The following is a 23,998-nucleotide window of genomic DNA, read 5'->3' as shown; positions in this document are numbered from 1 at the left end:
GCGGTACCGCGACATGCTGCCTTGCCGGGTTCCTTGGGTTGCCCACGGGCTCCTGCCTGGCGGGTGCCCGGGGGACGAGACGTCACACGCCATTGCTCTGCTTCAGGATCAGCTCCAACAGACCCATCCGCACCCGGACGGCGCCATGTCAGACCTCCTGGTGGATGCGGGTCAGATCGGCGGTGAGCGCATCGAGCCAGATGACCGAGTCGAGCAGGAGGGCGGCGGAGCGCGCGCGGGCCTCCCGGTCCGGGCTGTCGCGCGGGATGGGCGGGGCGACGGCCAGCAGGGCGCGGATGTCGAGCGACGGGCGCGGCGGGGGCCGCTGGTCCTGGGCGTCGGCGTCGTCGGCGCACAGGCGATGGGCCAGGGCGCGGTAGCCGGCCGCGGTGTCGCCGGCCGCCCGTTGCAGCCAGGCGCCGACCTCGTGGTGGGTGATCCGCCCGGGGCGGCCGGGCAGCAGCCGTTCGCCGCGCCGGGCGTCCGCCCCGGCGACCAGCACCGCGGGCCAGTCCGGCTGCCGGGCGGTCTCCTCCCGCGGCTCGCTCTGGTACTGGGCCAGGCCCTCCTGCGCGAGCGCCAGCGCACGGTTGATCGCGAGGATGCCGCCGGTGCCGGCCGTACCGGTGGCACCGGCGACGGCCGCGGTGCCCCGTACGTCGGCCGTCCCGGGCTCCACGACGCAGGCGACGGTCCGCCCGATGGCGTCCGCGACGGCCGAGCACACGCCGGCCATGCTGCGGCTGACCTCCCGCCCCGCGCCCCGCGGCCAGGCCACCAGACCGCAGGCCAGCCCGATGAGGCTGCCGGCCAGCACATCCAGCAGCCGCACCGGGGCGAGCTGCCAGGTGACCGGGGAGACCTGAGCGAACAGCGTGGCGACGACCAGGGTGAAGCCGCCCTGGGCCCAGGCCAGCCCGCGCAGCGGTCCCACGATGAAGGCCGGCAGCATCACCAGCGGCAGCAGCACCGCGTACACCGCCGCCCGGTCGTGGACCACGGCGAGCAGCCCGCCGGCCAGCAGCGCGCCGACCAGTGTGCCGATCAGCGCCTGCCGGACCGCGGAGCGGGTCTCCAGGCTCGTCGTACGGGTGAGCGTCAGCGTCGCGAGCAGGACCCAGAAGCCGTGCTGCAGATCGAGGAGTCCGGCGACGGCACGGGCCGCCGCCAGGCCGAGCGCGAACCGGCAGGCGTTCTGGAAGATCACCGAGCGCGGGGTGAGGTGGGTGGTCAGCCGCCACCACCACAGCTCGGGGGCGTGCGACCGGGCGTAGCCGAAGGCGTGTCCGGCAGGGTTGCGGTCCACGGTGCGGTCGCCGAGCAGCAGCCGGGTGGCCAGCACCAGGACGACGGCGGCGTCGGCGGCCTGGACGACCTGGGACCTGCGGCGCAGAAAGACCAGCCGGTCGTCGCCGCTCAGCAGCTCCAGGGAGTCCAGGGCCCGGTGGGCGCGGGCCGGCGCCAGCTCGCGCTGCAGCGCCTCGGGCGACGGCCCCTCGCCGGGCCGCAGCCGCCCGCCCCGCCGCAGTGCCACGGCCGCCGCACGGGCCGCGCCGCTGATGCCCTGGAGCAGCGCGACCGTCTCCGGGCGGTAGGCGTGCCGTCCCCCGGCCACGGCGTGCAGGGCGACGAGCCGGGCCAGCAGGGTGCGGACCGCCTCGGCGGCGTGTGCCATCGCCTTGTGGGCGAGCGTGGGGGAGGAGGGCAGGTCGGCCGGCGGTACGCGGGAGGGCCGCAGGGCGTCGGCGGCCGTGCGCGCCCGGGCGAGCGCCTGCCCGGGGACCGGCCCGCCGTGGTGGTCCGCCAGGCCCGCGGCCGCGTCGGCGGCCTCGGTCAGCAATCGCCGGAAGGACGGGGTGTCCGGTTCGGGCAGCACCAGGCGCTCGGCGAGCGCGAGCAGCACGGCGCCCAGCAGGAAGCCGGACAGCCGCTGGCCGAGGGTGTCCGGGGCGTACGGCGGGAAGCACGGGAGGATGTACAGCAGCTGCATCCCGGGAGCCGCGCCGGCGATCCGCGGCCCGGTGGTGCCCGCGTAGGCGACCAGGAAGCCGATGACGAGCATGCCCAGGACGGCCGCCCAGGTCTCGACGGCCAGCAGGGTGCCCAGCGTCAGCAGCGCCAGGCCCGCGGGGATCGCGGTGAGGACCGTCGCGGCGCGCTGCCGCCCGGATCCCGGGATGCGGGCGAGCGCCCCGAGCGCGACCACGGTGAAGGTCGCGTACACCGACATCACGACCAGGTCGAGTCCGTAGCGGCAGACGTAGAAGGCGACGCACGACGCGGCCGTCACCCGCAGCGCGTTGCCGACCACCGCCCGGTGCGCGCGCAGCACCGCCGCGCCGGGCCCGCCGGCCGCACGCCCCGGCCCACGCCGTGCGGAGACTTCCTGCCGCGGCCTCACCTCTCCACTATTGGCCAGCGGCCCGGGGCTCGCACCGCACGGAGCCGAGCCAGCCCCCGGCCGCCTCGAACGCCCGCTCCGCGGCCGGCAGCGCCCCGAGCGCACCCAGGAATCCGTGGAAGGTCCCGCGGTACTCCTCGATCCGGGCCGGTACGCCCGCCGCCCGCAGCGCCCGGCCGTGGGCCCGGCCCTCGTCCCGCAGCGGATCGCACTCGGGCAGGACCAGCAGCGCGGGCGGCAGCCCGGTGAGGTCCGGTGCCAGGCCGGGGGAGGCGTACGGATGGCAGCCGTCGCCGTCCGGGCCCAGATACTGCTGCCAGTACCAGCGCATATGGGCCGTGGTGTGGAAGAAGCCGGTCGCGTAGTCGGCGGCGGACGCGCTGGTCAGGCGATGGTCGAGAGCCGGGTAGAGCAGGAGCTGGGCCGCGAGCGGGGGGCCGCCGCGGTCCCGGGCCATCAGCGTGACCGCGGCGGCGAGCCCGCCCCCGCTGGAGTCGCCCCCGACGGCCACCCGCGCCGGGTCGCACCCCAGCCGGTCCGCCTGCGCCGCGGCCCACACCGCGGCCGCGTACGCGTCCTCCACGGCCGCCGGGAAGCGCGCCTCGGGAGCCTTCCGATAAGCCACCGAGACCACCAACGCGCCGCTGTGCAGGGTGAGTTGGCGGCAGGTCGCGTCATGGGTGTCGAGGTCGCACATCACCCATCCGCCGCCGTGGAAGAACACCAGCAGCGGGCCGGGCCCGGTGGCTTCGGCCCGCGGGCGGTAGAGGCGTACGGGGAGGTCGGGTGCGCCGGGCGGCCCGGGGACCCGGCGGTCGAGGGTGTCGACACCGTCCGGCGGGCCGGGGCGGGACCCCGCCCCGGTGCCGGAGGCACGGCGCAGCGACGCGACGTCCAGCGGCCCGCGGGCGGGGTCGGGGAACCGCGCCGACATCGCCTCGGCGATCCGGCGCGCGAGGGGCGGGAGCGGGTCGGGGGAGGCGGTCATCCCGTGGTCAGCCCTCCGTCCACCGCGAACTCGGCGCCGGTGATGTACGAGGCGGTGTCGCAGGCCAGGAAGCGGACCAGGTGGGCCACCTCGTCCGGCCGGCCGACGCGTCGCCACGGCACCCGCGGCCACTCCCGGTCCCCGGGATCCGTGCCCAGCGCGTTCGCCACCATGGGGGTGTCGATCACTCCGGGGTGTACGGAGTTGACCCGGATCCGATCGCCGGCCAGATCGAGGGCGGCGGACCTGGTCAGCCCGCGCAGCCCGAACTTGCTCGCCCCGTAGGCCGCGTGCCCCGCGATCCCCCTGAGCCCGGCCGTCGACGAGATGGTCACGATCGACCCGCCGCCGGCCCTGCGCAGCTCCGGGACCACCGCCTTGATGCCCAGGAAGGAGCCGACCAGGTTCACCCGCAGCAGCCGGGTGAAGTCCTTCTCGGTCTCCTCGTCGACGGGGGTGGCGTGCCACACCGCCGCGTTGTTGACCAGGATGTCGAGCCGTCCGAAGGACGCCGTCGCGGCCTCGGTCACGCGCCGCCAGGCGCCCGCGTCGGTCACGTCGTGCGGGACGAACACCGCGGCGTCCCCGAGTTCCGCGGCGACCGCCCGGCCCTCCGCCTCCCGCACGTCGCCGAGCACCACCCGCGCCCCGGACTCGACGAACAGCCGCGCCTCGGCCGCGCCCTGGCCCCGCCCGGCACCGGTGATCACCGCGACCTTGCCGTCCAGCCGCTCCCCGCCGGCGCTCATGCCCGCTCCTGACGCGCGCGGAAGTGCGGGATGACCGTCTCGCCCCACTGCCGGATGGTCTCCAGGCACACCTCCTGCGGCACGGTGCCCATCTGGATCAGGCACATCACCTCGTCCACCCCGATCGCCCGCAGCCGCTCGACGTAGGCGATGGCGTCCTCGGCGGAGCCGTACGCGTGCCGGGCGTTGTACGGACCGGTGTCGACCGGCCGCGCCGGGATGTTCGCCTCGTGCAGTTTGGCGACGAGCTGCGCCCGGCGCCGCGCCAGCGCCTCGACATGGTCCTCGTCCGCCGCACAGGCCCGCGGCGCGGGCCCGTCGCCGTACCAGTGGGCGATCGCCTCGGCGAAGAACCGCTGACCGCGGGTCCCGATCCGGTACGCGTCGTCGGCGTCGTCCAGCACGATCGTGGGACACAGCGCGGACAGATGGTCGTTGGGCCGCTCGGTGACGAAGTGCGCGCCGCTGCGGGCGGCGATCGCCTTGTCGTAGAGGGTGCGCATGGCGCGTACGTCGTCGGCGCCCGCGAAGCCCATCACCAGGGCGCCGACGCCCAGTTCGGCGGCGCGCCGGAGGCTCTCGTGCTTGCTGCAGGCCATGAACAGCGGCGGGTGCGGTGCCTGAACGGGCCGGGGGAGGACCGCGCCGGGGCCGATGTCGATCGACCCGTGCCACTCGAAGGTCTCCGCGCGCCAGGCGCCGGCGAGGATCCGCAGCGCCTCCTCCAACTGCGGCTGGGTGTCCTCGGGCCGCACCCCGAACATGGCCATCTCCTGCCGGGTGGCGCCCCGGCCGGCGCCGATGTCGACGCGTCCGCCGGAGAGTACGTCGAGCATCGCGGCGCGCTCTGCGACCCGGACGGGGTGCTGGTAGCCGAAGGGCATGGTCACCACGCCGTGACCGATGCGGATCCGTGCGGTCCGCGCGGCGACCCAGGTCAGAAAGATCTCGGACGCGCTCATGTGCGCGTACTGGCGGAGTGCGTGGTGTTCGACCGCCCAGATCCGGTCGAAGCCCATCGCCTCGGCGTGCACGGCCTGTTCGACGCAGTCGTGGAGGACCCGGCGTTCGTGTTCGGGGGCGGGGTCGGCGAGTTGCGCCTCGAAGATCATCGAGAATTTCACGAAACTCCCTTCAGGGTATTTCGAATAGAAATATGTCTAGCAGTAACACCCGTACATCGGAAGGGAGTTGAAGTCGGCCGTCCCGCGCGCCCAGGACCCCTCCGCTCCGGCCGCACCCCGGGCGCGGGCGGATGCGGACCGTAGACTGCGGCTCGTGACGGAGACGAGGGCGGGCGCGGTGAACGCCGGCGATGCGGACCGGCCGGCGCTGCCGGCGACCAGCTGGGCGGTGCTGGGGTTGCTCTCCTTCGGTGAGGAGCTGTCCGGCTACGACCTGAAGAAGTGGTCGGACGGCTCGCTGCGTTTCTTCTACTGGAGCCCGTCCTTCAGCCAGATCTACGGCGAGCTCAAGCGCCTGGAGAACGTCGGCTACGTCAGCTCGCGGATGGTCGCCCAGGAGACCGGCAACCGCGACAAGCGGGTCTATGTGATCACCGACGAGGGGATGGCGGCGGTCCGGCACTGGGCGCGCGAGGCGCCGGTGGAGCCCCCGGTCCTCAAGCACGGAGTGATGTTGCGGCTGTGGCTGGGCCATCTGCTGGAGGCCGACCGGATGCGTGAGGTGCTCGGCCGGCACCGGGAGTACGCGGAGGCGATGCGCCGGCGCGCCGAGGTGGACGTCGAGACCGCCCGCGCCGAGGAGGCCTGGGCCTACCCCTCACTCGTCCTGAAGTGGTCCGAGCGCTTCTACACCGCCGAACGGGACCTGGCCGACGCGATGCTGGCCGACCTCGACGAGATGGACGGCAGACGAGGCTGTTCTGGAGCAGGGTGACTGGCCGTCCGCTGCATCCGGAGGACGAACCGGGTGATCCGGAGGTTCAGGTGCTGCTGGCGGAGGGCCCGGTGCTGCACTTCAACCAGGTGCCCGAGGCCAAGACGATCAAGAACCGGATCCATCTGTGTCTGCGCCCAGAGGTCTCGCGTGATCAGGAGGTGGAACGGCTACTGGGCCTCGGCACCACCTTTGTCGCCGACCACCGGAATCCCGATGGCTCCGGCTGGGCGGTCCTCGCCGACCCCGAAGGCAACGAATTCTGCGTTCTGCGCAGCGAGTCCGACCGAGCCGCCATGACTTCCTGACGCTTCCCGGGGCGGGGTGGTCAGCCTCGCCGCCATCCGGCTATGGCTCAGACGAGGACCTGCCGGACAGTCCCTGAGCGGGCCGGGCGAAGCGTTCTTTGAGGGCCTCCAGCCCGGTGGCGTAGATGGTGTCGCCGAAGTGCTTCTCGATCTCGGGGACGAGTTCGTCGGCGGCCTCGTATGTCGCGGCCCAGCGGATCTCGGCGCCCGCGTCGTGCGGGTGGACGGACAGTGTGGAGACGTAGTCGGAGACGGGGACGGCGGATTCGTGGATGGTGTAACAGAGCATCCGGCGCGAGTCGTCCTTCTCCAGGAGCCGTTCCCGGATGAGCACTTGGCCGTTGACGGAGAACGCCTGCACCGCCCCGGGCGTCTCAGGGTCGGCGCCGTCCTCGATCACCGACGGCGGAAGCAGGGGGTGCCAGTCGGCGAGGCCCCCGAACCTGCCGATGACCTGCCAGACGGCATCGGGGTCGGCGGTGACGACGGTGGTGCGGATGAGCGTGTGCACGGGTGAGCCTCCGATGACTGTGGCCGGCGATGACTGCGGGATGCCTGCGATCGGCCGTCTCCCTCGACGGCTCACCAGGTGCCGTCGCCGCGCAGTACGGCGTCGGCGCCGCCGTCGATGAAGACGACCTGGCCGGTGACCAGTTCGTTCTCGGGAGAGGTGAGCCAGGTCAGGAGGGGAGTGATCTGTGCCGGCCGGGCGTGGCCGTGGAGCGGCATGGGGACGGTCGCATCGACGATCTTGCGCAGGTCCGGGCTGGCCAGCATGGGTTCGGTCATGGGGGTGACGACGGTTCCGGGGGCGACGGCGTTGAGCGGGATACCGGCGCCCGCCCAGTCGGCGGTCACGGCGGTGCGGCGTATCCATCGGGCGATGGCGGCCTTGGTCGAGCCGTAGATCGCATAGCCCTCTCCCCGGTCGACCGCCGCCTGAGCGGCGGTCAGCGCCGCTTCCTCGTCACCGGCGAGCGCCGCGTCGGCGATGGCCGTGTCGTGAGGGTGGACGGAGGCGACCGAGGCGATGACGACGGCACGCGGGGCTGTACTGGCGGACAGCAGGGGGCGCAGCCCTTCCAGGGTGGCGACCGCGCCGAAGTAGTTGACGCTGACGGCTCGGGGATCGAAGCCGGCGAGGCCGGCGCCCGCGATCACCGCGTCGAGTCGCCCACCGCTCAACTCGTCCGCCTGCCGCACCAGATGGGCCCGGCCGTCGGGGGTGGCGAGGTCCGCGACGATATCGGCGTCCTTGAGGTCGGCGCCGATGACCGTGTGCCCCTGCTCCTCGAGGCCGGCAGCGGTGGCCTTGCCGATGCCGGAGGCGGCTCCGGTGATGAGGTAAGTGCGCGACATGGTCCGCTCCTTCGTTGACGTTGTGTGTTCACCGGACACGGCGGATGTATCGACCGCGGGCCGGTCGACGCCTGATCGGTCGTCACTCAACATACGCTTTTTTGGCGCAGCGTGCCAATAAACATCTGGGAGAATGAAGGCCAAGGTGAAGCACGGTGAGGAGCACACGATGTCGGCAGCGCGGGGCCGTCCGTCCCTGACGGAACAACGGCGCCTTCAGACTCGGCTGGAGATCGCGGAGGCCGCGGCGGCCCTGTTCGCCGACCGCGGTTACGAGGCGACGACGGTCGAGGACATCGCCTCGGCCGCGGGCATCTCCCTGCGCACCTTCTACCGCTACTCCCCGACGAAGGAGGACGCCCTCACCCCCCTCTTCGCCTCCAGCGTCGGCCATCTCGTGGACGTCCTCGCGGCACATCCGGTCGACGAACCGCTCAGCGCCGCCATCGAGGCGTCCTTCGGGACGGCGACGGCCGAGCGGCGCCTGGAGGACGCCGCCCGGGCCCGGCGGCTGGTCCGGGTCCTGGGAACCGTCCCCGTCCTGAAGACGCGCTGGCTCGCCGCGGGGCGGGAGATGCACGAACGGCTCGCGCCCGCGCTGGCATCCCGGGCGGCCGCCCCCGTCGACAGCCTCGAAGTGCGCCTGATGACCACCGCGGTGCTGGATGCGTTCACCGTCACCATGGAGTACTGGGCCTGGCAGGACGAGCCCGAGGACCTCGTCGACCTGATGCGCCGCGCCCTGGCGTTTCTGCGACTCGACGAGCTCCAGGCGAAGCCCGCGCCCTCCGCCGACAACTAGTCAGCACGCCCACTGGGACCTGGCCGATGGGTCTGACGTGCACGAGCTGTGGTGGAAGGGCGCCTGGCACCACGACGACCTCACCCTGGCCGCGTCCTGAACGCCGTGGGCGGCCGTCCTTCTGTGTGAACGCAGCGCCTCCGCAAGGAATGTGACGCTAGCTCAGAGGAAGGCCCGCCAGGACCAGCGCCCGGCACTCCGACGGCGTCCCCCAGGCGTCCCGCAGTGGGCGGGCCTTGCGGATCCACAGGGAGAGGTCCAGTTCCTCCGTGTACCCCAGGGCGCCGTGCAGTTGGAGCGCGGTGCGGGCCGCGGCGTATCCGGCCTCGCCCGCGGCGACCTTCGCCGCCGCCACCTCCCGGCGCGCCGACGCGGCGCCCGCCGCAACCGCCAGCGCCGCCGCGTGCACCAGCGGCTGTGCGAACTCCAGCCCGATGAGGGTGTCCGCCAGCCGGTGCTTGACCGCCTGGAACGAGCCGATGGGCACCCCGAACTGGGTGCGCTGCTTGACGTAGGCGACCGTCTGGGCGAGCAGGGCGCGGCCGAGGCCGAGCGACTGGGCGGCGGTGAGCAGCCGCGCGAGGTCGACGGCGTGGGCGGCGGCCGCCGCCACCGCCGGTCCGTCGGCCAGGATCGTGCCGCCGCGCGGGCGGGCCGGCCGCCGGGTCGGATCGAGGCAGGGCTGCACGGGGCCGTGCGCTTCGGCGCGGCGGAGCGTGTCGCCCTGGACGGCGAGGACGGTGTCGGCGGCCTCCGCGTCCAACGCGTACGGCGTGTCGGCGCACAGGCTGACCACGGCGTCGCCGGAGGCGATCCGCGGCAGCCATTCACCGGCCCCGGCCTCGGCGTCCTCGCCGAGCCGGTCCCACAGCGCCGCCGCGGCCACCGTCTCCGCCAGCGGGCCGGGCACCGCATGACGCCCCAACTCCTCGAAGGCGACGATCAGTTCGACCGGTAGCGACCCCATCCCGCCGTGCTTCTCCGGTACGGCGAGCCCGAACACCCCCGCCGCCGCGATCCGCGCCCACAGCGCCCGGCCGGGGCCGGTGTCCCCGCGCGCCCAGGCCCGTGCCGCCGCCGCGGTGCCGGACGCCGCCAGCAGGCCGTCCAGCGTACGGGCGAACTCCCGCTGCTCCTCGGTCAGGAGGAAGCGCATCACCGGCGTCCCTTCGGCAGGCCGAGCAGCCGCTCGGCGATGATGTCGCGCTGGATCTCATTGGTGCCGGCGTAGATCGGCCCGGCGAGCGAGAAGGTGTAACCCTCGGCCCACCTCCCGTGCGCGGGCGCCTCGTCGGCGTCGTCGGCGAGCGCGCCGTACGGGCCGAGCAGGTCCAGCGCGGTCTCGTGCAGCGCGATGTCCAGTTCGGACCAGAAGACCTTGTTCAGACTCGATTCGGCGCCCAGCTCCCCGCCGTCCGCGAGCCGGGTGGCGTGGGCGTAGGTGTGGAGCTGGTACGCACGGGCACCGATCAGCGCATCGGCCACCCGGTCGCCGAGGGGACCGGCCGCGTCGGGGGCCCGGCGCCACAACGCGGCCAGCCGCTCGGCGGCCGCCGTGAAGCGGCCCGGACTGCGCAGCGTCAGCCCGCGCTCGTTGCCCGCGGTGCTCATCGCCACCCGCCAGCCCCGCCCCGGCTCGCCGATCACCTCCTCGTCGGGCACGAACACCCCGTCCAGGGCGAGTTCGGCGAAGGCGGGCTTGCCGTCGAGGCGACCGATGGGGCGCACCGTCACCCCGGGCGCGTCCAGCGGGAACATCAGATACGTCAGGCCCTGGTGCGGCCGGGCGGTGTCCGGGTCGCTGCGGAACAGGCCGAAGGCGCGGTCGGCGAAGGCCGCCCGCGACGACCAGGTCTTCAGGCCGTGCAGCAACCAGCCGCCGTCGGTCCGTACGGCCGTCGCGCGCAGCGATGCCAGGTCCGAGCCCGACTCCGGCTCCGACCAGGCCTGCGCCCAGATCACCTCGCCGCTCGCCATGGGGCCCAGGATCCGGGCGCGCTGCTCCTCGGTGCCGTGCGCGAAGAGGGTGGGGGCCAGGAGGCTGATGCCGTTCTGGCCGACCCGGCCGGGGGCGCCCGCTGCGTAGTACTCCTCCTCGAAGATCAGCCACTGTAGGATCGAGGCGCCCCGGCCGCCGTACTCCTCGGGCCAGGAGACCGCCGACCAGCGGTCCGCGAAGAGCCGGCGCTCCCACTCCCGGTGGGCGGCGAAGCCCCGCGCGGTCTCCAGCGACGGCAGCGGGGTGGCGGGTACGTGCTCGGCGAGCCAGGCCCGGACCTCGGTCCGGAAGGCGTCCTCGGCGGCGGTGAAGGCGAGGTCCATCAGGTCCCGGCCTCCCGGGAGGAGGGGTGCGGCTCCGCGGCGCGCCGCCGCATCGCGTGGATGTCCATCCCGCCCAGCGGGTCCGCGGCCGTCTCGGCGTTGTGCGCGTGCGCGAGATGGTGCAGGCCGAACACTGAGTCCAGGCCGCCGTGCAGCCCCTGGAGGTCCTCGGCCTGGTTGACGGCGCGCTTGGTCAGCGCCAGGCCCATCCGGGGCATCTCCGCGATGCGCAGCGCCAACTCCCTTGTCTGATCGGCCAGTTCGGCGCGCGGCACCACGCGGTTGACCATGCCCACCTCGTACGCCCGCCGTGCGCTCATCCGGTCCCCGGTGTAGAGGAACTCCTTGGCGATCCGGGGCGGCATCACCCACGGGTGGGCGAAGTACTCGACGCCCGGTATCCCCATCCGTACGACGGGGTCGGCGAAGAAGGCGTCATCGGCGGCGACGATCAGATCGCAGATCCAGGCGAGCATCAGTCCGCCGGCCACACAGGCCCCTTGGACCGAGGCGAGCACCGGCTTGGGCAGCTCCCGCCAGCGGCGGCACATCCCGAGATAGACCTCCGACTCGCGGGCGAACCGGCTCTCCGCGCCCGCCTTGTCCGAGTGGTCCCACCACAGTCCCGCCCTGCGGTCGAAGGGAAGGTGCGCATCGCGCCCGGGGGTGCCGATGTCGTGGCCCGCGGAGAAGTGCCGGCCCTCGCCGGCGAGTACGACGACCTTGACCTCGTCGTCGTCCGCGGCGCGGTAGAAGGCGCGGTCCAGGGCGTAGGTCATCGCGGAGTTCTGGGCGTTGCGGTAGTCCGGGCGGTTCATGGTGACGGTCGCGACCGGGCCCTGGCGTGCGTAGCGCACGGGCTCGTCGTCGTGGGCAGTGGGCATCCGCCCCTCCTTCCCTAACAAGTGTTTGGTAGGTTAACGTACGGCCAGGAGCAGCGTCGAGGGCTAGGCCGTCTCTTCCGGATCTTGCCTGACCCGTGGTGTCTGACACGGCACCTCGCCGCGTTGTCGGGTCGCCCGAGTACGTCCAGTACGCGGGCGACCCTCCGCCTTGCGATGCACCGCGCCAGACACCACGGGCTTAACCGGCAAGATCCGAAAGAGACGGCCTAGGCCCTGATCCACCGGACAGGCCCCAAGGAGGCTCGCGTATGCCACCGCCCCGCTATGTGCCCGGCCACGATCTGCTCGCCGGCCGCGGCGCCGTCATCACCGCGGCCGCCGGGGCCGGCATCGGCGGCGCCACCGCCCGCCGCTTCCTGGAGGAGGGCGCCCGGATCGTCCTGGGCGACAGCCACGCGCGGCGGCTGGCGGAGAGCGCCGAGGCGCTCGCCGCGGAGTTCGGCGCGGACAGGGTGGCGGCACTGCCCTGTGACGTCACCGACGAAGAGCAGGTGGGCGCCCTGCTGGAGCTGGCCGAACAGCGCCACGGCCGGCTCGACATCGTGGTGAACAACGCCGGGCTCGGCGGCACCGCCGACCTCGTCGAGATGACCGACGAGCAGTGGAGCAAGGTCCTCGACGTGACCCTGAACGGCACCTTCCGCTGCACCCGCGCCGCGCTGCGCCGGATGCGGCGCACCGGCCGCGGCGGCGTGATCGTCAACAACGCCTCCGTCGTCGGCTGGCGCGCCCAGCGCGGCCAGGCCCACTACGCCGCCGCCAAGGCCGGGGTGATGGCGCTGACCCGCTGCGCCGCCGTGGAAGCCGCCGCGTACGGCGTACGGATCAACGCGGTCGCGCCCAGCCTCGCCATGCACCCGCACCTGGTGAAGGTCACCACGCCCGAGCTGCTCGCCGAACTCACCGAGCGGGAGGCGTTCGGACGCTACGCCGAACCCTGGGAGGTCGCCAATGTCATCGTCTTCCTGGCCGGCGACTACGCCTCGTACATGACCGGCGAAACCGTGTCCGTCAGCTCCCAGCATGCCTGAGGAGCGCCGCCGCGAACTCCTCGCCGCCGCCGCGGAGGTGTTCGCCGTCCAGGGCTACGACGCGACCACGGTCCGGCAGATCGCGGACGCGGTCGGCATGCTCGCGGGCAGCCTCTACTACCACTTCGATGCCAAGGAAGCGATGCTGGACGAGATCCTGTCCACGTTCCTGGACGAGCTGTGGGACGGCTATGACGCGGTGCTCGCCGCGCGGCTCGGGCCGCGGGAGACGATCGAGGCGCTGGTCACCGAGTCCTTCCGGGAGATCGACCGGCACCGCGCGGCCGTCGCGATCTACCAGAAGGAGGCCAAGCACCTCGCCGCCCAGCAGCGCCGCTTCGGCTACCTCGCCGACTCCCGGCAGAAATTCGAGAAGGCCTGGCTGGGCACGCTGGAGCGGGGTGTGGCCGACGGAGTCTTCCGCGCCGACCTCGACATCCGGCTGACGTACCGGTTCGTCCGCGACACCGTCTGGGTGGCCGCCTCCTGGTACCGGCCGGGCGCACGGCACCGCGCCGAGGAGATCGCCCGCCAGTACCTGTCGATGGTGCTGGACGGCATCGCCTTGCGGAACTGACCGTTCGATCCGCAGAATCTGACCAAGGAGACCACCATGTCCGAGGCCTATATCGTCGAGGCGGTCCGCACCCCCGTCGGCAAGAAGGGCGGCGGTCTGTCCGGCGTCCACCCCGCCGACCTCGGCGCCCATGTGCTGCGTGCGCTGATGGCCCGCACCGGCGCCGACCCGGCCGCCGTGGAGGACGTCGTCTTCGGCTGCCTGGACGCCGTCGGGCCGCAGGCCGGGGACATCGCCCGCACCTGCTGGCTGGCCGCCGGGCTGCCCGAGGAGGTGCCCGGGGTCACCGTCGACCGCCAGTGCGGCTCCTCCCAGCAGGCCGTCCACTTCGCCGCCCAGGGGGTGCTCTCCGGCACCCAGGACCTGGTCGTCGCGGGCGGCGTCCAGAACATGTCGCAGATCCCGATCGCCTTCGCCAGCCGGCAGGCCGCCGAGCCGCTGGGACTCACCGAGGGCCCGTTCGCCGGTTCCGCGGGCTGGCGGGCCCGCTACGGCGAGCAGCCCGTCAACCAGTTCCACGGCGCCGAACTGATCGCCGCGAAGTGGCGGCTCACCCGCACGGACATGGAGGAGTTCGCGCTCCGCTCCCACCGGCGGGCCGTGCGCGCCATCGACGAGGGCCGCTTCGACCGCGAGATCGTCCCCTTCGGTGACGTCACCGTCGACGAGGGCCCGCGCCGCACCACCTCGCTGGCGCAGATGGCCGAGCTGGCACCCGTCGTCGAGGGCGGCCGGCTGACCGCAGCGGTCTCCTCGCAGGTCTCCGACGGTGCGGCCGCCATGCTGCTGGCCTCCGAGCGCGCGGTGGCCGAGCACGGCCTGACCCCGCGGGCCCGTATCCATCATCTGTCGGTACGGGGCGAGGACCCCATCCGGATGCTGTCCGCGCCCATCCCCGCGACGGCGTACGCGCTGAAGAAGGCGGGCATGACGATCGACGACATCGACCTGGTCGAGATCAACGAGGCGTTCGCGCCCGTCGTGCTGGCCTGGCTCAAGGAGACCGGCGCCGACCCCGAGCGGGTCAACGTCAACGGCGGCGCCATCGCGCTGGGCCACCCGCTGGGCGCGACCGGCGTCCGGCTGATGACGACGCTGCTGCACGAACTGGAGCGCACCGGCGGCCGGTTCGGGCTGCAGACCATGTGCGAGGGCGGCGGGCAGGCCAACGTCAGCATCATCGAGCGGCTGTGACCGGCCGCGCCGGCGGGTGACTCAGCGCGGCAGGGTGGCGAGGGTGCCGTACGCCTCGGTCATGATCCGGTCGACGAGTTCCGCGCAGGACGGCAGATCCTCGATCAGACCGGCGACCTGGCCCGCGGCCATCACCCCGAGGTCGGTGCGGCCCTCGACCATCGACGCCCGTAGCAGCATCGGGGTGTTGGCCGCGAGCAGGACCTGGCTCCAGGACAGCTCCTTGCCGTGCTTCATCGCCAGGCCGTCCCGGACCATCCGGGCCCAGCTCACCCCGGACAGCTTCCGGAACGACGCGGCATGGCGCACCGCGCGCAGCAGCGCCGCGGTGCGCCCGGACCGCTCCAGCGCCGCGACCAGCTCGCTGCGCAGCATCCGGTGCGGCAGCCCGTCGACCTTGGTGGTGACGGTGATGTCCTGCACCGCCGCCTGCAGATAGCGGGCCTGTACCGCCGGCGGCACCGTGCTGTCCGACGTCAACAGGAAGCGGGTGCCCATGGCGATTCCGGCCGCGCCGTAGGCGAGCGCCGCGACCAGGCCCCGGCCGTCGAAGAAGCCGCCCGCGGCGATCACCGGGATCTCGACCGCGTCCACGACCTGGGGCAGCAGCACGCTCGTGGCGACGCTCCCGGTGTGGCCGCCGCCCTCACCGCCCTGCACGATGACCGCGTCCGCGCCCCAGGCGGCGACCTTCTCGGCGTGCCGGCGGGCCCCGACGGACGGGATGACGAGCACACCCGCCTCCTTGAGCCGGGCGATCAGCTCGGGGGACGGGGCGAGGGCGAAGGAGGCGACCCGTACGCCCTCCTCCACGATGACCCGTACGCGCTCGGCCGCGTCGCCCGCATCGGCCCGCAGGTTGACGCCGAAGGGCGCCTGGGTACGGGACCGGACCTCGCGGACCGCCGAACGCAGTTGCTCGACGGTCATGGTGGCCGAGGCGAGGATGCCCAGGGCCCCCGCGTTGGCGGCGGCCGAGACCAGCCGGGGCCCCGCCACCCACCCCATGCCGGTCTGGACGAGCGGGTGCCGCACGCCGACCAGCTCGGTCAGAGGGGTGGTGATCCGGGGGGCCGTCATACCGTCGGCACCTCGCGTTCGCGCAGCCCGTCCGGGTCGATGACCTCGCGGATCAGCCGCAGCTCCGCCTCGGAGGGCTCACGGGTGCGGGGCACCTCGTCGGGCAGTACGAGCGGGAATCCGGTGGCCTGTCGGACCTCCTCGACGGTGACACCGGGGTGGACCGAGGCGAGCCGCATCGCGTGGTCCGCCGTCGCGAAGTCGAAGACCCCCAGGTCGGAGACCACCCGGGGGAGGTGGTGGTAGCGGGTCGCGGACGGTCCGGCGGCCGCCGCGCTGTCGTAGCCCACCCCGCTGATCATGTCGACCTTCTCGACGAAGACCCGGGTGGAGTGCCTGGGCACCCAGTAACTGACGGGATTGTTGAGGGTGTTGACGGGCGCCCCGCGGACGCCCAGCAGCTGGCGGGCCGGCCGCCGCCAGTCGCCGATGCAGGAGATGTTCTGGTTGCCGAAGCGGTCAAGTTGGCTAGCGCCCATCATGACGTGCCTCCTGCCGCCGGTGACCATGGCCAGGTGCTGACGGTAGGGCAGCCAGCCCTCGGTCTCCCCGTCGAGGCCCACCAGCCTCGCCTCGCCGTCGGTGAGCAGCAGGTCGGGCGAGAAGGTGCGCTTGGCGAGCCGGGCGCCGATGGACGGGATCAGGCCCATCGGGCTGGCCAGCACCTCGCCGTTGTCGCGCCAGGCGTCGGCACAGGCGATCACGCAGTACTCGGCGCGGGTCGTCGTGGAGGTCGTGCTCACCGCTGCTCCTCGTGCCAGGTCTGGACCGCGGACTGGTAGCCCTTGTCGTCCCCGTGCAGGAACCGCTCGGCGAACTGCGGCCAGGGCGTGGTCGCATAGAGCTTCTGGAAGGGCTCGTCGCGGTCGTAGTCGGGGGCACAGGAGGTGAAGTGGGCGCCGTGGGGGGCCTCGACGACCCCGGTGACCGAGTACCGCTTGATGAGCAGGGTCTGCGGGACGGCCGTCGCGAAGCCGTCCACCAGCCGCTCGCACGAGACGTAGGCGGTGTCCGCGGCCTCGCAGAACAGATCGTCGAAGTACGGGTCGGGGCCCAGGTACTGGCCGTTGCCGAGCCGGTCGGCGCGGTTGACGTGGACCAGCGCCGCGTCCAGCCGCAGCGCGGGCATGGCGACGAACGTCTCCGCGTCGTCGTAGGGCGAAGTGACCGTCCGCAGGCCCGGGTTGACGCGCATCACGTCCGAGCCGATCCCGGCCCGTACGGGAAGGAACGGCAGCCGGTTGGCGGCGGCCCGCAGCCCCCACATGAACATCGCCTCGTCGACCTCCGTCAGCTCGAACCTCCCGCGCTGGCGGGCGGCGCGGAAGTGCGGTTCGAGCGGGATGGAGTCCAGGGTCGCGAACGGGGCGACCAGCTTGCGGATCCGGCCCGCGGCGGCGAGCAGGCCGACATCGGGCCCGCCGTACGCGACGACGGTCAGATCGCTGATCGGGGACCGGAGCAGCGCCCTGACCAGCGCCATCGGCTTGCGGCGTGAACCCCAGCCGCCGATGCCGACGGTCATACCGCTGCGCAACCGGGAGATCGCCTCGTCGGGTGTCATGGTCTTGTCGGTCATGGCTTTCCGGCCCCCTGCCCGGTCTCGGTGCCGAAGGTGTCGCGGATCCGGTCGGCGACTCCGCTGAGGTTCGCCTCGAAGGTGAACCCCTGCTCGAAGCGGTAGCTGCGGCGCACGTCGACGGGGTCGATGCCGTTGATGGCGGCCTTGGCGAGCCGGAGCAGCGCGCCGTCCTTCCGCGCGATCTCGCACGCCAACTCCACTGCCGTGTCGCGGAGTCGAGCGCGCGGGACGACCTGCCAGACGGAGCCGTGCGCCCGCAGTTCGTCGGCGGTGGCGGTGCGCGAGGTGTAGTAGAGCGCACGCATCAGATGCTGGGGGACCAGCCGGGCCAGATGCGTGGCCGCGCCCAGCGCGCCGCGGTCCAGCTCCGGCAGGCCGAAGGACGCGTCGTCGCTCGCCACGATCGCGTCGGCGTTCCCGGCGAGACCGATACCGCCGCCGAGGCAGTGGCCGTGCACCGCCGCGACGACCGGCACCTCGCACTCGTAGACCGCCGAGAACGCCTCGGCGCAGCCGCGGTTGGCGCCGATCAGCGCGGCGTGGCCGCCCTCGGCGGTGTCCCGCTGCAGCTCCTTGATGTCGACGCCCGCGTTGAAGCCGCGCCCCGCGGCGGCGAGCACCACGCAGCGGATGCCGGGGTCCCGGCCGGCGGCGCGCACGGCGTCGGCGAGGTCGTACCAGCCCCGCACGGGAAGGGCGTTGACGGGTGGGAAGTCCACGGTGACGACCGCGACGCCCGGCTCGGGCCTGGAGGTGGAGACACCCATGAGCGGATCAGCTACCTTTCCACCAAGCGTTTGTTAGGTAGCGAAGTTAGCAGCGGATCGCGCGCTGCGGGAGGGGTACCGGTTGAGCCTGACCCTCGATCTGTCCGGGCGGGTCGCCGTCGTCACCGGCGGTACCCGCGGTGTCGGCGCGGGGATCGCCCGGTCGTTCCTCAAGGCCGGGGCCGATGTCGTGGTCTGTGCCCGGCGGCCCCCGGACACCCCCGTCGCCGCGGCCGGCCGCACGGCCCGCTTCCGCCGGCTCGACCTGCGCGATCCGCCCGCCGTAGGGGAGTTCTTCACCCATGTCGCGGCGGAGTACGGCCGCCTCGACTGCCTGGTCAACAACGCCGGCGGTACGCCCTACCGCCTGCTCGGCGCGGCCGGCCCGGAACGGCATGCGCGGGTCCTCGAACTCAACCTCACCGCCCCGCTGACCGCCTCCCTCGCCGCGTACGAGGTCATGCGCGGCCGGCCGGCCGGCGGTTCGATCATCATGATCGGCAGCGTCAGCGGCGCCCGTCCCTCGCCCGGCACCGCCGCCTACGGCGCGGCCAAGGCGGGCCTGGAGAGCCTCGCCCGCACCATGGCCGTCGAATGGGCCCCTCAGGTCCGGGTCAACACCCTGGTCCTGGGCATGGTCCGCACCGAACTGACCGCCCTGCACTACGGCGACGAGGCGGGCGTCGCCGCCGTCGGCGCCACCGTACCGCTCGGCCGGCTCGCCGAACCCGACGAGATCGGCGACGCCGCGGTCTTCCTCGCCTCCGACCGGGCGGCGTACCTCACCGGTGCGAGCCTGCTCGTCCACGGCGGCGGGGAGCGCCCCGCCTTCCTCGACGCCGCCACCGCCAACCACCCCGCCACACCCCCGTCCACCGAGGAGAGCTGAGATGACCGGAATCTGCGCCGGCCGCGCCGTCGCCGTCACGGGGGCCGGCCGTGGCCTCGGCCGCGCCCACGCAACTGCCCTCGCCGCCGAAGGGGCCGCCGTCGTCGTCAACGACCTCGGGGTGACCGCGGACGGCTCCGGGGCCTCGCCCGGCCCGGCCCAGCAGGTCGTCGAGGAGATCGAGGCCCGTGGCGGCCGGGCCGTCGCGCACAGCGGCGACATCACCACCACCGACGGCGCCGCCTCGCTCGTCGCCGCCGCCCTGGACTCCTTCGGCCGCCTCGACGCCCTCGTCAACAACGCCGGGTTCCTGCGCGACCGGATGCTGGTCAACCTCGACGAGGACGGCTGGGACGCCGTCATCCGCGTCCACCTCAAGGGCCACTTCCTGCCGCTGCGGCACGCCGCCGCCCACTGGCGGGCCGAGGCCAGGGCCGGCCGCACGCCCCATGCCAGGGTGGTCAACACCAGTTCGGGCGCCGGACTGCTCGGCAGCGTCGGCCAGGGCAACTACTCCGCCGCCAAGGCGGGCATCCTCGGCCTCACCCTCGTCGCCGCCGCCGAGCTGGGCCGCTACGGGGTGCAGGTCAACGCCATCGCCCCCGCCGCCCGCACCCGCATGACCGAGCAGACCTTCGCCGAGACGATGGCGGCGCCGGCCGAGGGGGAGTTCGACACGATGGCCCCCGGCAACGTCTCCCCGCTGGTGGTCTGGCTCGCCTCCGCCGCCAGCGACGGCGTCACCGGCCGCGTCTTCGAGGCAGAGGCGGGCCGGATCACCGTCATGGAGGGCTGGCGCCGCGGCCCCACCGCCGACAAGGGCGGCCGCTGGACGCCGGCGGAGGCGGGCGAGCACGCCCGCAAGCTGCTGGCGGCGGCCGGGGATCCGCACCCGGTGTACGGGGCGCGGTGACACGGTCGCCGGAACGGCGCGGTCGCCGTCCTCCACCCGGCCGCCGAGGTCCTCGACGCCCTGGGCGACACCCTGCCCGACACGCTCCGGCTCCGCGCGGAAGGCGACGGGCGCTACCTCACGGCCGTTCGGTACGCAGCCCCGCGAGAGCGGCTGCCCGGGTGAGCACCTCGACGAGCATGCCGGAGGTGAGCCGGCCGGTGAACGTGTTGCGCTGGCTGGGGTGGTAGCTCCCCAAGAGGTGCAGCGGCTGGCGCCGTTCGGTGGCGGGCAGGGCCAGTTGTACGCCGTGGCCGAACGCGGGCCGGGGGCGGGGCGGTTCCCACCCCGCGTCGCCGAGCACCGGCAGCAGCGCCTGCCATCCGAAGGCGCCCAGCACCACGACCGCACGGAGACCGGGGCCGAGCAGCCCGAACTCCGCGGCCAGCCAGGGCCGGCAGGTATGCCGCTCGGCCGGCGTCGGCTTGTTCGCCGGCGGGGCGCAGTGCACCGGAGCGGTGACCCGCACCCCGTACAGCTCCAGCCCGTCGCCCGGATGCATCGCGGTGGGCTGGGAGGCGAGACCCACCTCGTGCAGCGCGGCGAACAGGAAGTCGCCCGAGGCGTCCCCGGTGAACATCCGGCCGGTCCGGTTGCCGCCGTGCGCGGCGGGCGCCAGCCCGACGACGGCCAGCGCCGCGTCCGCGGGACCGAACCCCGGGACCGGCCGCGCCCAGTACTCCTGGTCCCGGAACGCCGCCCGCGGATGTGCCCCGACCTGTTCCCGCCACTCCACCAGCCGGGGGCAGGCCCGGCAGCGCACCAGATGCGCGTCCAGCTCCGCCAGCCCACCGCAGCGCGCCGCGAAGTAGGCCGGGTAGCCGGCCTCGCCGCTGTCCGGCGGCGACTGCGCCGGCCCCGTCTCCTCCATGCTCAAAAGGTAGGCCACCGGTTGACGAGGGCGAGCTGCCGGCGGTGTCGGCGCCGGTGGCGTGCGGCGTGTCCGCGAGGTGGCTCAGGACCGCCGCTCACGTTCCGGCGGCGGCCTCGGTGCGGCGGCGCAGGGACGGGGCCAGCGCAAGCTGGCCCGCGGCGGCGGCCAGGCACAGGGCGGTGCAGGTCAGCCAGAGGGTGGTGGAGCCGATGACGAGGAGTCGGGTGCCGACGATCGGCGCGATCAGGAAGCCGGTGCCCCACGCCATGCCGATCAGCCCGTTGTAGCGGCCGCGCAGGTGGGCGGGCGCGAGGTCGGCGACGACGGCCGCGGTGACGGCGAAGACCAGGATCTCGCCGAGCGTGGAGACCGCGACGGCCAGCGCGTAGCCGGCGGTCGCCGAGGCCGCGGCCGCCACCGCGTTGCCGGCGGCCGCGATCGTGAAGCCGGTGGCCAGCACCCGGCTCTTGTCGAAGGCGGCCAGCCGGTGGCCGATCAGCGGCTGCACCGCGATGACGATGAGGCCGTTGACGCCCATGACGAGGCCGTAGGCGCTGCTGGACAACGCGGTGCCGGTCATCGCCAGCGGCAGGGTGGCGAAGGCCTGTTGGAAGACGATCGCATAGCCGACGATGAGGCCGGCGAAGGCCAGCATCGCGCGGTCGCGCAGGACGGTGCGGTAGCTGCCGGCGGTGCGTTCCCGGGCGGCCGGGCGGGTCTCCGGGATGGCCAGCCACACCAGCAGTCCGAAGAACGCGCAGGCTCCCGCGTCGAGCCAGAAGAGCAGTCGGCCGCCGTGCGAGGCGAGATGGCCGCCGAGCACCATGGCGACCGAGAAGCCGAGGTTGACGGCCCACAGCAGCAGGCCGTAGGCGCGGGTGCGGTCGGCGGCCGGCACCGCGTCGGCGACCAGGGCCTGGGCGGCGGGGCGGAACAGGTCGATGGTGATGCCGAGGACGAAGCAGCAGGCCACCAGCAGCGTGAGGCTCCGGGCGTGGCCGAGCGCGAGCAGGGTCGTGCCGTTCGCCAGCATGCCGCCGGTCAGCGCCACCCGGCGGCCGAAACGGTCCGCGAGGAATCCGCCGAGCGGCTGGGAGACGACCGAACCGATGCCGACGACGGCGAGGACGAGGCCGGTGGTGGCGACGGACAGGCCCCTGACCCCGGTCAGATACAGGCTCAGGAACGGATTGACCATCGAGCCCAGGCGATTGACCAGGGACCCGCCCCACAGCACCCAGAACGCGGCGGGCAGCCCACCCGCCCGCACTCGGACGTACGCCCGCAGCCGCCCTGGGCGGGGCTCGCCGATCGCCGGGCCGGACGTGTCGATTCTGCTCATGGTCCCAGTTCCCTCCTTGGCTCTCTCCTTCGGGACGTATGGATCGTCAGTGGCCGCAGCCACGGAGCACGGCGGGGGCCGGGGGCGCGGGGGCCTGCCGGGCGGGGGGCGGTGCCGGGGCCGTCCGGGTGCCGTCCTCCGCTGCCGGCCGGGCGCCCTGCGCCAGGGCCGCGCGGTCGACCTTGCCGTTCGGGGTCGTGGGCAGGACGTCCAGCAGCCGGATCTCCTGCGGGACCATGTACGGGGGCAGTGCGCGGGCGCAGAAGGCGCCCAGGTCCGCGGTGTCCACGGCCGGCCGACCGGCCGTCAGGACGACGAAGGCGGTCAGCCGGAGTCCGCCGCCCTCGGGCTGCGGCAGGGCCGCCGCGGATGCCGCGGCGACGCCCGGGTACTGGGTCAACCGCCGCTCCACCTCGGCCAGTTCCACACGGTTGCCGTTGATCTGCACCTGGGAGTCGGTCCGGCCGCGGAAGTAGAACTCGCCGCCCGCTCCCCGCACGGCCAGGTCTCCGGTGCGCAGCACTACCTGGCCGGACTGCGGGCACAGCGGGTCGGGGACCAGCGTCCGGCGGGTGGCCTGCGGATCGTCCCAGTAGCCGGAGAAGAGCGCGGGGCTGCGCAGATGGATCTCGCCGGGTACGCCGGGCTCCGCCACGATCTCGCCGTGCTCGTCGACGAGGAGCATCTCCGCTCCGGGATGGGCGACACCGATGGAGAGCCGGTGCGCGTCCGCCGGGAGGGGGTTGGGGACGTCGTCGAAGGAGCAGGCCATCGATTCGGTGGCCCCGTAGCAGTTGATGACGCGCGCCTTCGGCAGCAGCTCCTGGAGCCGGCGCAGTTCGGGCAGCGGGAACTCCTCGCCGCAGAAGAGGATCGAGCGCAGCCGGTCGAGGGCGGCCAGCCGACCGGGCTCGTGGCGCAGCGGCTGCCGCCAGATCGACGGTACGCCGTTGACCTGGGTGGCTCCGGTCTCCCGCAGCACCCGCAGCAGATGCCGGGGCCAGCGCACCAGGTCCGGCGGTACCGGCACCACACTGGCGCCGCTGCCCAGCGCCAGGCCGATGTTGAGCAGCGAGAAGTCGAACTGCAGGGGCGAGGTGCTGGCGATGCGGTCCTCGGGCGTGGCGATGCCGTACGCGAGCATGCCCCGGTAGAACGCGACCACCGCCCGGTGGCTCATCACCACGCCCTTGGGCCGTCCCGTGGTGCCCGAGGTGAAGATGATGTACGCGGGGTCGGTGACACAGGGCACCCGGCGCCTCGGCCGGGGCTGCTCGGGGGCGTGCTCCACGGTCAGTCCGCCGGGGCCGAACCGCGCGGTGGCGAGGGCACGGGGGAGATCCGTGCGCTCGCCGTCGGACGCCTGGAGGTGGAGGGCGGGCCGGGCGGTGCCGATGAGGGAACGCAGCCGCTGCCCGGGTGTCTTCGGGCTGACCGGGATGAAGGTGAGGCCCGCGCGGGAGGCGGCGAGCAGCATCGCGAGGGAGTGCGCGGTGGTGTCGGCCTCCAGGATCACCCGGGCGCCGGTCTCCAGGCCGAGGGTGAGCAGGCCGTCCGTGTACGCGTCCGCCAAGGCGCCCAGTTGCGCGTAGCTGGTGACGGTGGTCAGGCCGGGCCGGGCGGACTCGATGACGGCGGGGGCGTCGGGGGTGTGCCGACCGGCGGCGAGCAGGAAGTCGTGGAGGAACTCCCCGGCGGTGCCGGCCGGGGCCGGTGGCTGCTGACTCACGTGGCGAAGCCCCCTCGTGGTGGTCGGGAACGGTGATCCGGGGCGGGCCGGGCGGAGTCGGCGGTGCCGGTGCTTCCGGGCGGCCGGTGCGGCGGTGTCCGGTCGGTGGTCGGCGCGGCCGCCCCCGTGACCGCCTCACTCCCCACCAGGCTTCCGTTGAGCGGAAGTTGAATTCCGTAGAGCGGTGGTCAGGCTCTCATGTCCGCGACGGGGGTGGGGTGTGAGGTGGGTCACTTCCGGGGGTGCTC

At 73.6% G+C, this 23,998-nt stretch carries 24 protein-coding genes; 8 read left to right on the top strand and 16 right to left on the bottom strand.

The genetic code is table 11. The features are described from left to right. Window positions 1-148 precede the first annotated feature (148 nt). Genes WAB15_RS05540 through WAB15_RS05525 form a run of 4 tightly spaced genes read right to left on the bottom strand, consistent with a single transcriptional unit; the run spans window position 149 to window position 5,262 of the window. Complete coding sequence (locus tag WAB15_RS05540) at window positions 149-2,401, bottom strand: FUSC family protein (RefSeq protein WP_407285535.1); 2,253 nt, start codon at window positions 2,399-2,401, stop codon at window positions 149-151. 7 nt (window positions 2,402-2,408) lie between these two features. Beyond that, window positions 2,409-3,389, bottom strand: a complete 981-nt coding sequence (locus tag WAB15_RS05535) for an alpha/beta hydrolase (RefSeq protein ID WP_407285534.1) — start codon at window positions 3,387-3,389, stop codon at window positions 2,409-2,411. Then, a complete protein-coding gene (locus WAB15_RS05530; protein ID WP_407285533.1) occupies window positions 3,386-4,138 on the bottom strand; it encodes a glucose 1-dehydrogenase in 753 nt (250 codons plus the stop codon). The genes WAB15_RS05535 and WAB15_RS05530 overlap by 4 nt, the downstream gene beginning before the upstream one ends. Further along, window positions 4,135-5,262 carry an LLM class flavin-dependent oxidoreductase gene (locus WAB15_RS05525; RefSeq protein WP_407285532.1) on the bottom strand — a complete coding sequence of 376 codons (1,128 nt, stop codon included), beginning with the start codon at window positions 5,260-5,262 and terminating at the stop codon, window positions 4,135-4,137. Before WAB15_RS05525 ends, WAB15_RS05530 begins: the two co-directional genes overlap by 4 nt. Window positions 5,263-5,416: 154 nt before the next feature. Between WAB15_RS05525 and WAB15_RS05520 the strand changes: the two genes are divergently transcribed. Next, on the top strand, window positions 5,417-6,037 hold the full coding sequence (locus tag WAB15_RS05520; RefSeq protein WP_407285531.1) for a PadR family transcriptional regulator: 621 nt from the start codon (window positions 5,417-5,419) through the stop codon (window positions 6,035-6,037). After that, window positions 6,034-6,345, top strand: a complete 312-nt coding sequence (locus tag WAB15_RS05515) for a VOC family protein (RefSeq protein WP_407285530.1) — start codon at window positions 6,034-6,036, stop codon at window positions 6,343-6,345. Before WAB15_RS05520 ends, WAB15_RS05515 begins: the two co-directional genes overlap by 4 nt. Before the next feature lie 40 nt (window positions 6,346-6,385). Here WAB15_RS05515 and WAB15_RS05510 read toward each other — a convergent pair whose 3' ends face one another. Together WAB15_RS05510 and WAB15_RS05505 are read right to left on the bottom strand one after the other, a co-directional pair. Continuing rightward, window positions 6,386-6,856: an SRPBCC family protein gene (locus WAB15_RS05510; protein WP_407285529.1), complete on the bottom strand. Its 471-nt coding sequence runs from the start codon at window positions 6,854-6,856 to the stop codon at window positions 6,386-6,388. 71 nt (window positions 6,857-6,927) lie between these two features. Further along, a complete protein-coding gene (locus WAB15_RS05505; protein WP_407285528.1) occupies window positions 6,928-7,704 on the bottom strand; it encodes an SDR family oxidoreductase in 777 nt (258 codons plus the stop codon). Between the two features lie 133 nt (window positions 7,705-7,837). Between WAB15_RS05505 and WAB15_RS05500 the strand changes: the two genes are divergently transcribed. Beyond that, on the top strand, window positions 7,838-8,506 hold the full coding sequence (locus WAB15_RS05500; RefSeq protein ID WP_407285527.1) for a TetR/AcrR family transcriptional regulator: 669 nt from the start codon (window positions 7,838-7,840) through the stop codon (window positions 8,504-8,506). Window positions 8,507-8,663: 157 nt separating this feature from the next. Here the strand turns inward: WAB15_RS05500 and WAB15_RS05495 are convergent, their stop codons facing one another. From WAB15_RS05495 to WAB15_RS05485, 3 genes are read right to left on the bottom strand one after another with little or no spacing between them, the layout of a single operon-like run. Further along, window positions 8,664-9,662, bottom strand: a complete 999-nt coding sequence (locus tag WAB15_RS05495; RefSeq protein WP_407285526.1) for an acyl-CoA dehydrogenase family protein — start codon at window positions 9,660-9,662, stop codon at window positions 8,664-8,666. Further along, window positions 9,662-10,828, bottom strand: coding sequence for an acyl-CoA dehydrogenase family protein (locus WAB15_RS05490; RefSeq protein WP_407285525.1), 1,167 nt, complete (start codon window positions 10,826-10,828; stop codon window positions 9,662-9,664). The genes WAB15_RS05495 and WAB15_RS05490 overlap by 1 nt, the downstream gene beginning before the upstream one ends. Next, a complete protein-coding gene (locus WAB15_RS05485; RefSeq protein WP_407285524.1) occupies window positions 10,828-11,712 on the bottom strand; it encodes an enoyl-CoA hydratase in 885 nt (294 codons plus the stop codon). Before WAB15_RS05485 ends, WAB15_RS05490 begins: the two co-directional genes overlap by 1 nt. Before the next feature lie 269 nt (window positions 11,713-11,981). Here WAB15_RS05485 and WAB15_RS05480 point away from each other — a divergent pair, with 269 nt between their 5' ends. The 3 genes from WAB15_RS05480 to WAB15_RS05470 are packed head-to-tail and all read left to right on the top strand — an operon-like array spanning window position 11,982 to window position 14,535. Next, window positions 11,982-12,764, top strand: coding sequence for an SDR family oxidoreductase (locus tag WAB15_RS05480; RefSeq protein WP_407285523.1), 783 nt, complete (start codon window positions 11,982-11,984; stop codon window positions 12,762-12,764). Continuing rightward, a complete protein-coding gene (locus tag WAB15_RS05475) occupies window positions 12,757-13,341 on the top strand; it encodes a TetR/AcrR family transcriptional regulator (protein ID WP_407285522.1) in 585 nt (194 codons plus the stop codon). The genes WAB15_RS05480 and WAB15_RS05475 overlap by 8 nt, the downstream gene beginning before the upstream one ends. Window positions 13,342-13,377: 36 nt before the next feature. Further along, window positions 13,378-14,535, top strand: coding sequence for an acetyl-CoA C-acetyltransferase (locus tag WAB15_RS05470; protein ID WP_407285521.1), 1,158 nt, complete (start codon window positions 13,378-13,380; stop codon window positions 14,533-14,535). A 21-nt stretch (window positions 14,536-14,556) separates the two neighbouring features. Here the strand turns inward: WAB15_RS05470 and WAB15_RS05465 are convergent, their stop codons facing one another. From WAB15_RS05465 to WAB15_RS05450, 4 genes are read right to left on the bottom strand one after another with little or no spacing between them, the layout of a single operon-like run. After that, on the bottom strand, window positions 14,557-15,600 hold the full coding sequence (locus WAB15_RS05465; RefSeq protein WP_407289174.1) for an NAD(P)H-dependent flavin oxidoreductase: 1,044 nt from the start codon (window positions 15,598-15,600) through the stop codon (window positions 14,557-14,559). Window positions 15,601-15,611: 11 nt separating this feature from the next. After that, a complete protein-coding gene (locus tag WAB15_RS05460) occupies window positions 15,612-16,358 on the bottom strand; it encodes a CoA-transferase subunit beta (protein ID WP_399147472.1) in 747 nt (248 codons plus the stop codon). Next, on the bottom strand, window positions 16,355-17,194 hold the full coding sequence (locus WAB15_RS05455; protein WP_407285520.1) for a CoA transferase subunit A: 840 nt from the start codon (window positions 17,192-17,194) through the stop codon (window positions 16,355-16,357). The genes WAB15_RS05460 and WAB15_RS05455 overlap by 4 nt, the downstream gene beginning before the upstream one ends. Continuing rightward, window positions 17,191-17,964, bottom strand: a complete 774-nt coding sequence (locus tag WAB15_RS05450; RefSeq protein ID WP_399147474.1) for an enoyl-CoA hydratase family protein — start codon at window positions 17,962-17,964, stop codon at window positions 17,191-17,193. Before WAB15_RS05450 ends, WAB15_RS05455 begins: the two co-directional genes overlap by 4 nt. 82 nt (window positions 17,965-18,046) lie before the next feature. Between WAB15_RS05450 and WAB15_RS05445 the strand changes: the two genes are divergently transcribed. Together WAB15_RS05445 and WAB15_RS05440 are read left to right on the top strand one after the other, a co-directional pair. Continuing rightward, window positions 18,047-18,853: an SDR family oxidoreductase gene (locus tag WAB15_RS05445; protein ID WP_407285519.1), complete on the top strand. Its 807-nt coding sequence runs from the start codon at window positions 18,047-18,049 to the stop codon at window positions 18,851-18,853. A 1-nt stretch (window position 18,854) separates the two neighbouring features. Further along, window positions 18,855-19,766: an SDR family oxidoreductase gene (locus WAB15_RS05440; RefSeq protein ID WP_407285518.1), complete on the top strand. Its 912-nt coding sequence runs from the start codon at window positions 18,855-18,857 to the stop codon at window positions 19,764-19,766. Window positions 19,767-19,884: 118 nt separating this feature from the next. On the opposite strand, the gene WAB15_RS05435 is transcribed toward WAB15_RS05440, so the two are convergent. The 3 genes from WAB15_RS05435 to WAB15_RS05425 form a co-directional block, all read right to left on the bottom strand. Then, on the bottom strand, window positions 19,885-20,676 hold the full coding sequence (locus tag WAB15_RS05435) for a uracil-DNA glycosylase (protein WP_407285517.1): 792 nt from the start codon (window positions 20,674-20,676) through the stop codon (window positions 19,885-19,887). Between the two features lie 97 nt (window positions 20,677-20,773). Beyond that, window positions 20,774-22,021: an MFS transporter gene (locus WAB15_RS05430; RefSeq protein WP_407285516.1), complete on the bottom strand. Its 1,248-nt coding sequence runs from the start codon at window positions 22,019-22,021 to the stop codon at window positions 20,774-20,776. 46 nt (window positions 22,022-22,067) lie between these two features. After that, window positions 22,068-23,750, bottom strand: coding sequence for an AMP-binding protein (locus tag WAB15_RS05425; protein ID WP_407285515.1), 1,683 nt, complete (start codon window positions 23,748-23,750; stop codon window positions 22,068-22,070). Between the last annotated feature and the right edge of the window lie 248 nt (window positions 23,751-23,998).

The organism is Streptomyces sirii, from assembly GCF_045690365.1.
GTDB classification, from domain to species: Bacteria; Actinomycetota; Actinomycetes; order Streptomycetales; family Streptomycetaceae; genus Streptomyces; species Streptomyces sirii.
The sequence above is the reverse complement of the archived record's forward strand: the minus strand, read 5'-3'. Positions and strand labels throughout refer to the sequence as shown.

Coding starts and splice junctions, on each gene's coding strand:
- WAB15_RS05535 (WP_407285534.1), bottom strand. CDS start 3,389: ATGACCGCCTCCCCCGACCCGCTCCCGCCCCTCGCGCGCCGGATCGCC.
- WAB15_RS05530 (WP_407285533.1), bottom strand. CDS start 4,138: ATGAGCGCCGGCGGGGAGCGGCTGGACGGCAAGGTCGCGGTGATCACC.
- WAB15_RS05505 (WP_407285528.1), bottom strand. CDS start 7,704: ATGTCGCGCACTTACCTCATCACCGGAGCCGCCTCCGGCATCGGCAAG.
- WAB15_RS05500 (WP_407285527.1), top strand. CDS start 7,838: ATGAAGGCCAAGGTGAAGCACGGTGAGGAGCACACGATGTCGGCAGCG.
- WAB15_RS05495 (WP_407285526.1), bottom strand. CDS start 9,662: ATGCGCTTCCTCCTGACCGAGGAGCAGCGGGAGTTCGCCCGTACGCTG.
- WAB15_RS05490 (WP_407285525.1), bottom strand. CDS start 10,828: ATGGACCTCGCCTTCACCGCCGCCGAGGACGCCTTCCGGACCGAGGTC.
- WAB15_RS05485 (WP_407285524.1), bottom strand. CDS start 11,712: ATGCCCACTGCCCACGACGACGAGCCCGTGCGCTACGCACGCCAGGGC.
- WAB15_RS05480 (WP_407285523.1), top strand. CDS start 11,982: ATGCCACCGCCCCGCTATGTGCCCGGCCACGATCTGCTCGCCGGCCGC.
- WAB15_RS05475 (WP_407285522.1), top strand. CDS start 12,757: ATGCCTGAGGAGCGCCGCCGCGAACTCCTCGCCGCCGCCGCGGAGGTG.
- WAB15_RS05470 (WP_407285521.1), top strand. CDS start 13,378: ATGTCCGAGGCCTATATCGTCGAGGCGGTCCGCACCCCCGTCGGCAAG.
- WAB15_RS05455 (WP_407285520.1), bottom strand. CDS start 17,194: ATGACCGACAAGACCATGACACCCGACGAGGCGATCTCCCGGTTGCGC.
- WAB15_RS05450 (WP_399147474.1), bottom strand. CDS start 17,964: ATGGGTGTCTCCACCTCCAGGCCCGAGCCGGGCGTCGCGGTCGTCACC.
- WAB15_RS05440 (WP_407285518.1), top strand. CDS start 18,855: ATGACCGGAATCTGCGCCGGCCGCGCCGTCGCCGTCACGGGGGCCGGC.
- WAB15_RS05435 (WP_407285517.1), bottom strand. CDS start 20,676: ATGGAGGAGACGGGGCCGGCGCAGTCGCCGCCGGACAGCGGCGAGGCC.
- WAB15_RS05430 (WP_407285516.1), bottom strand. CDS start 22,021: ATGAGCAGAATCGACACGTCCGGCCCGGCGATCGGCGAGCCCCGCCCA.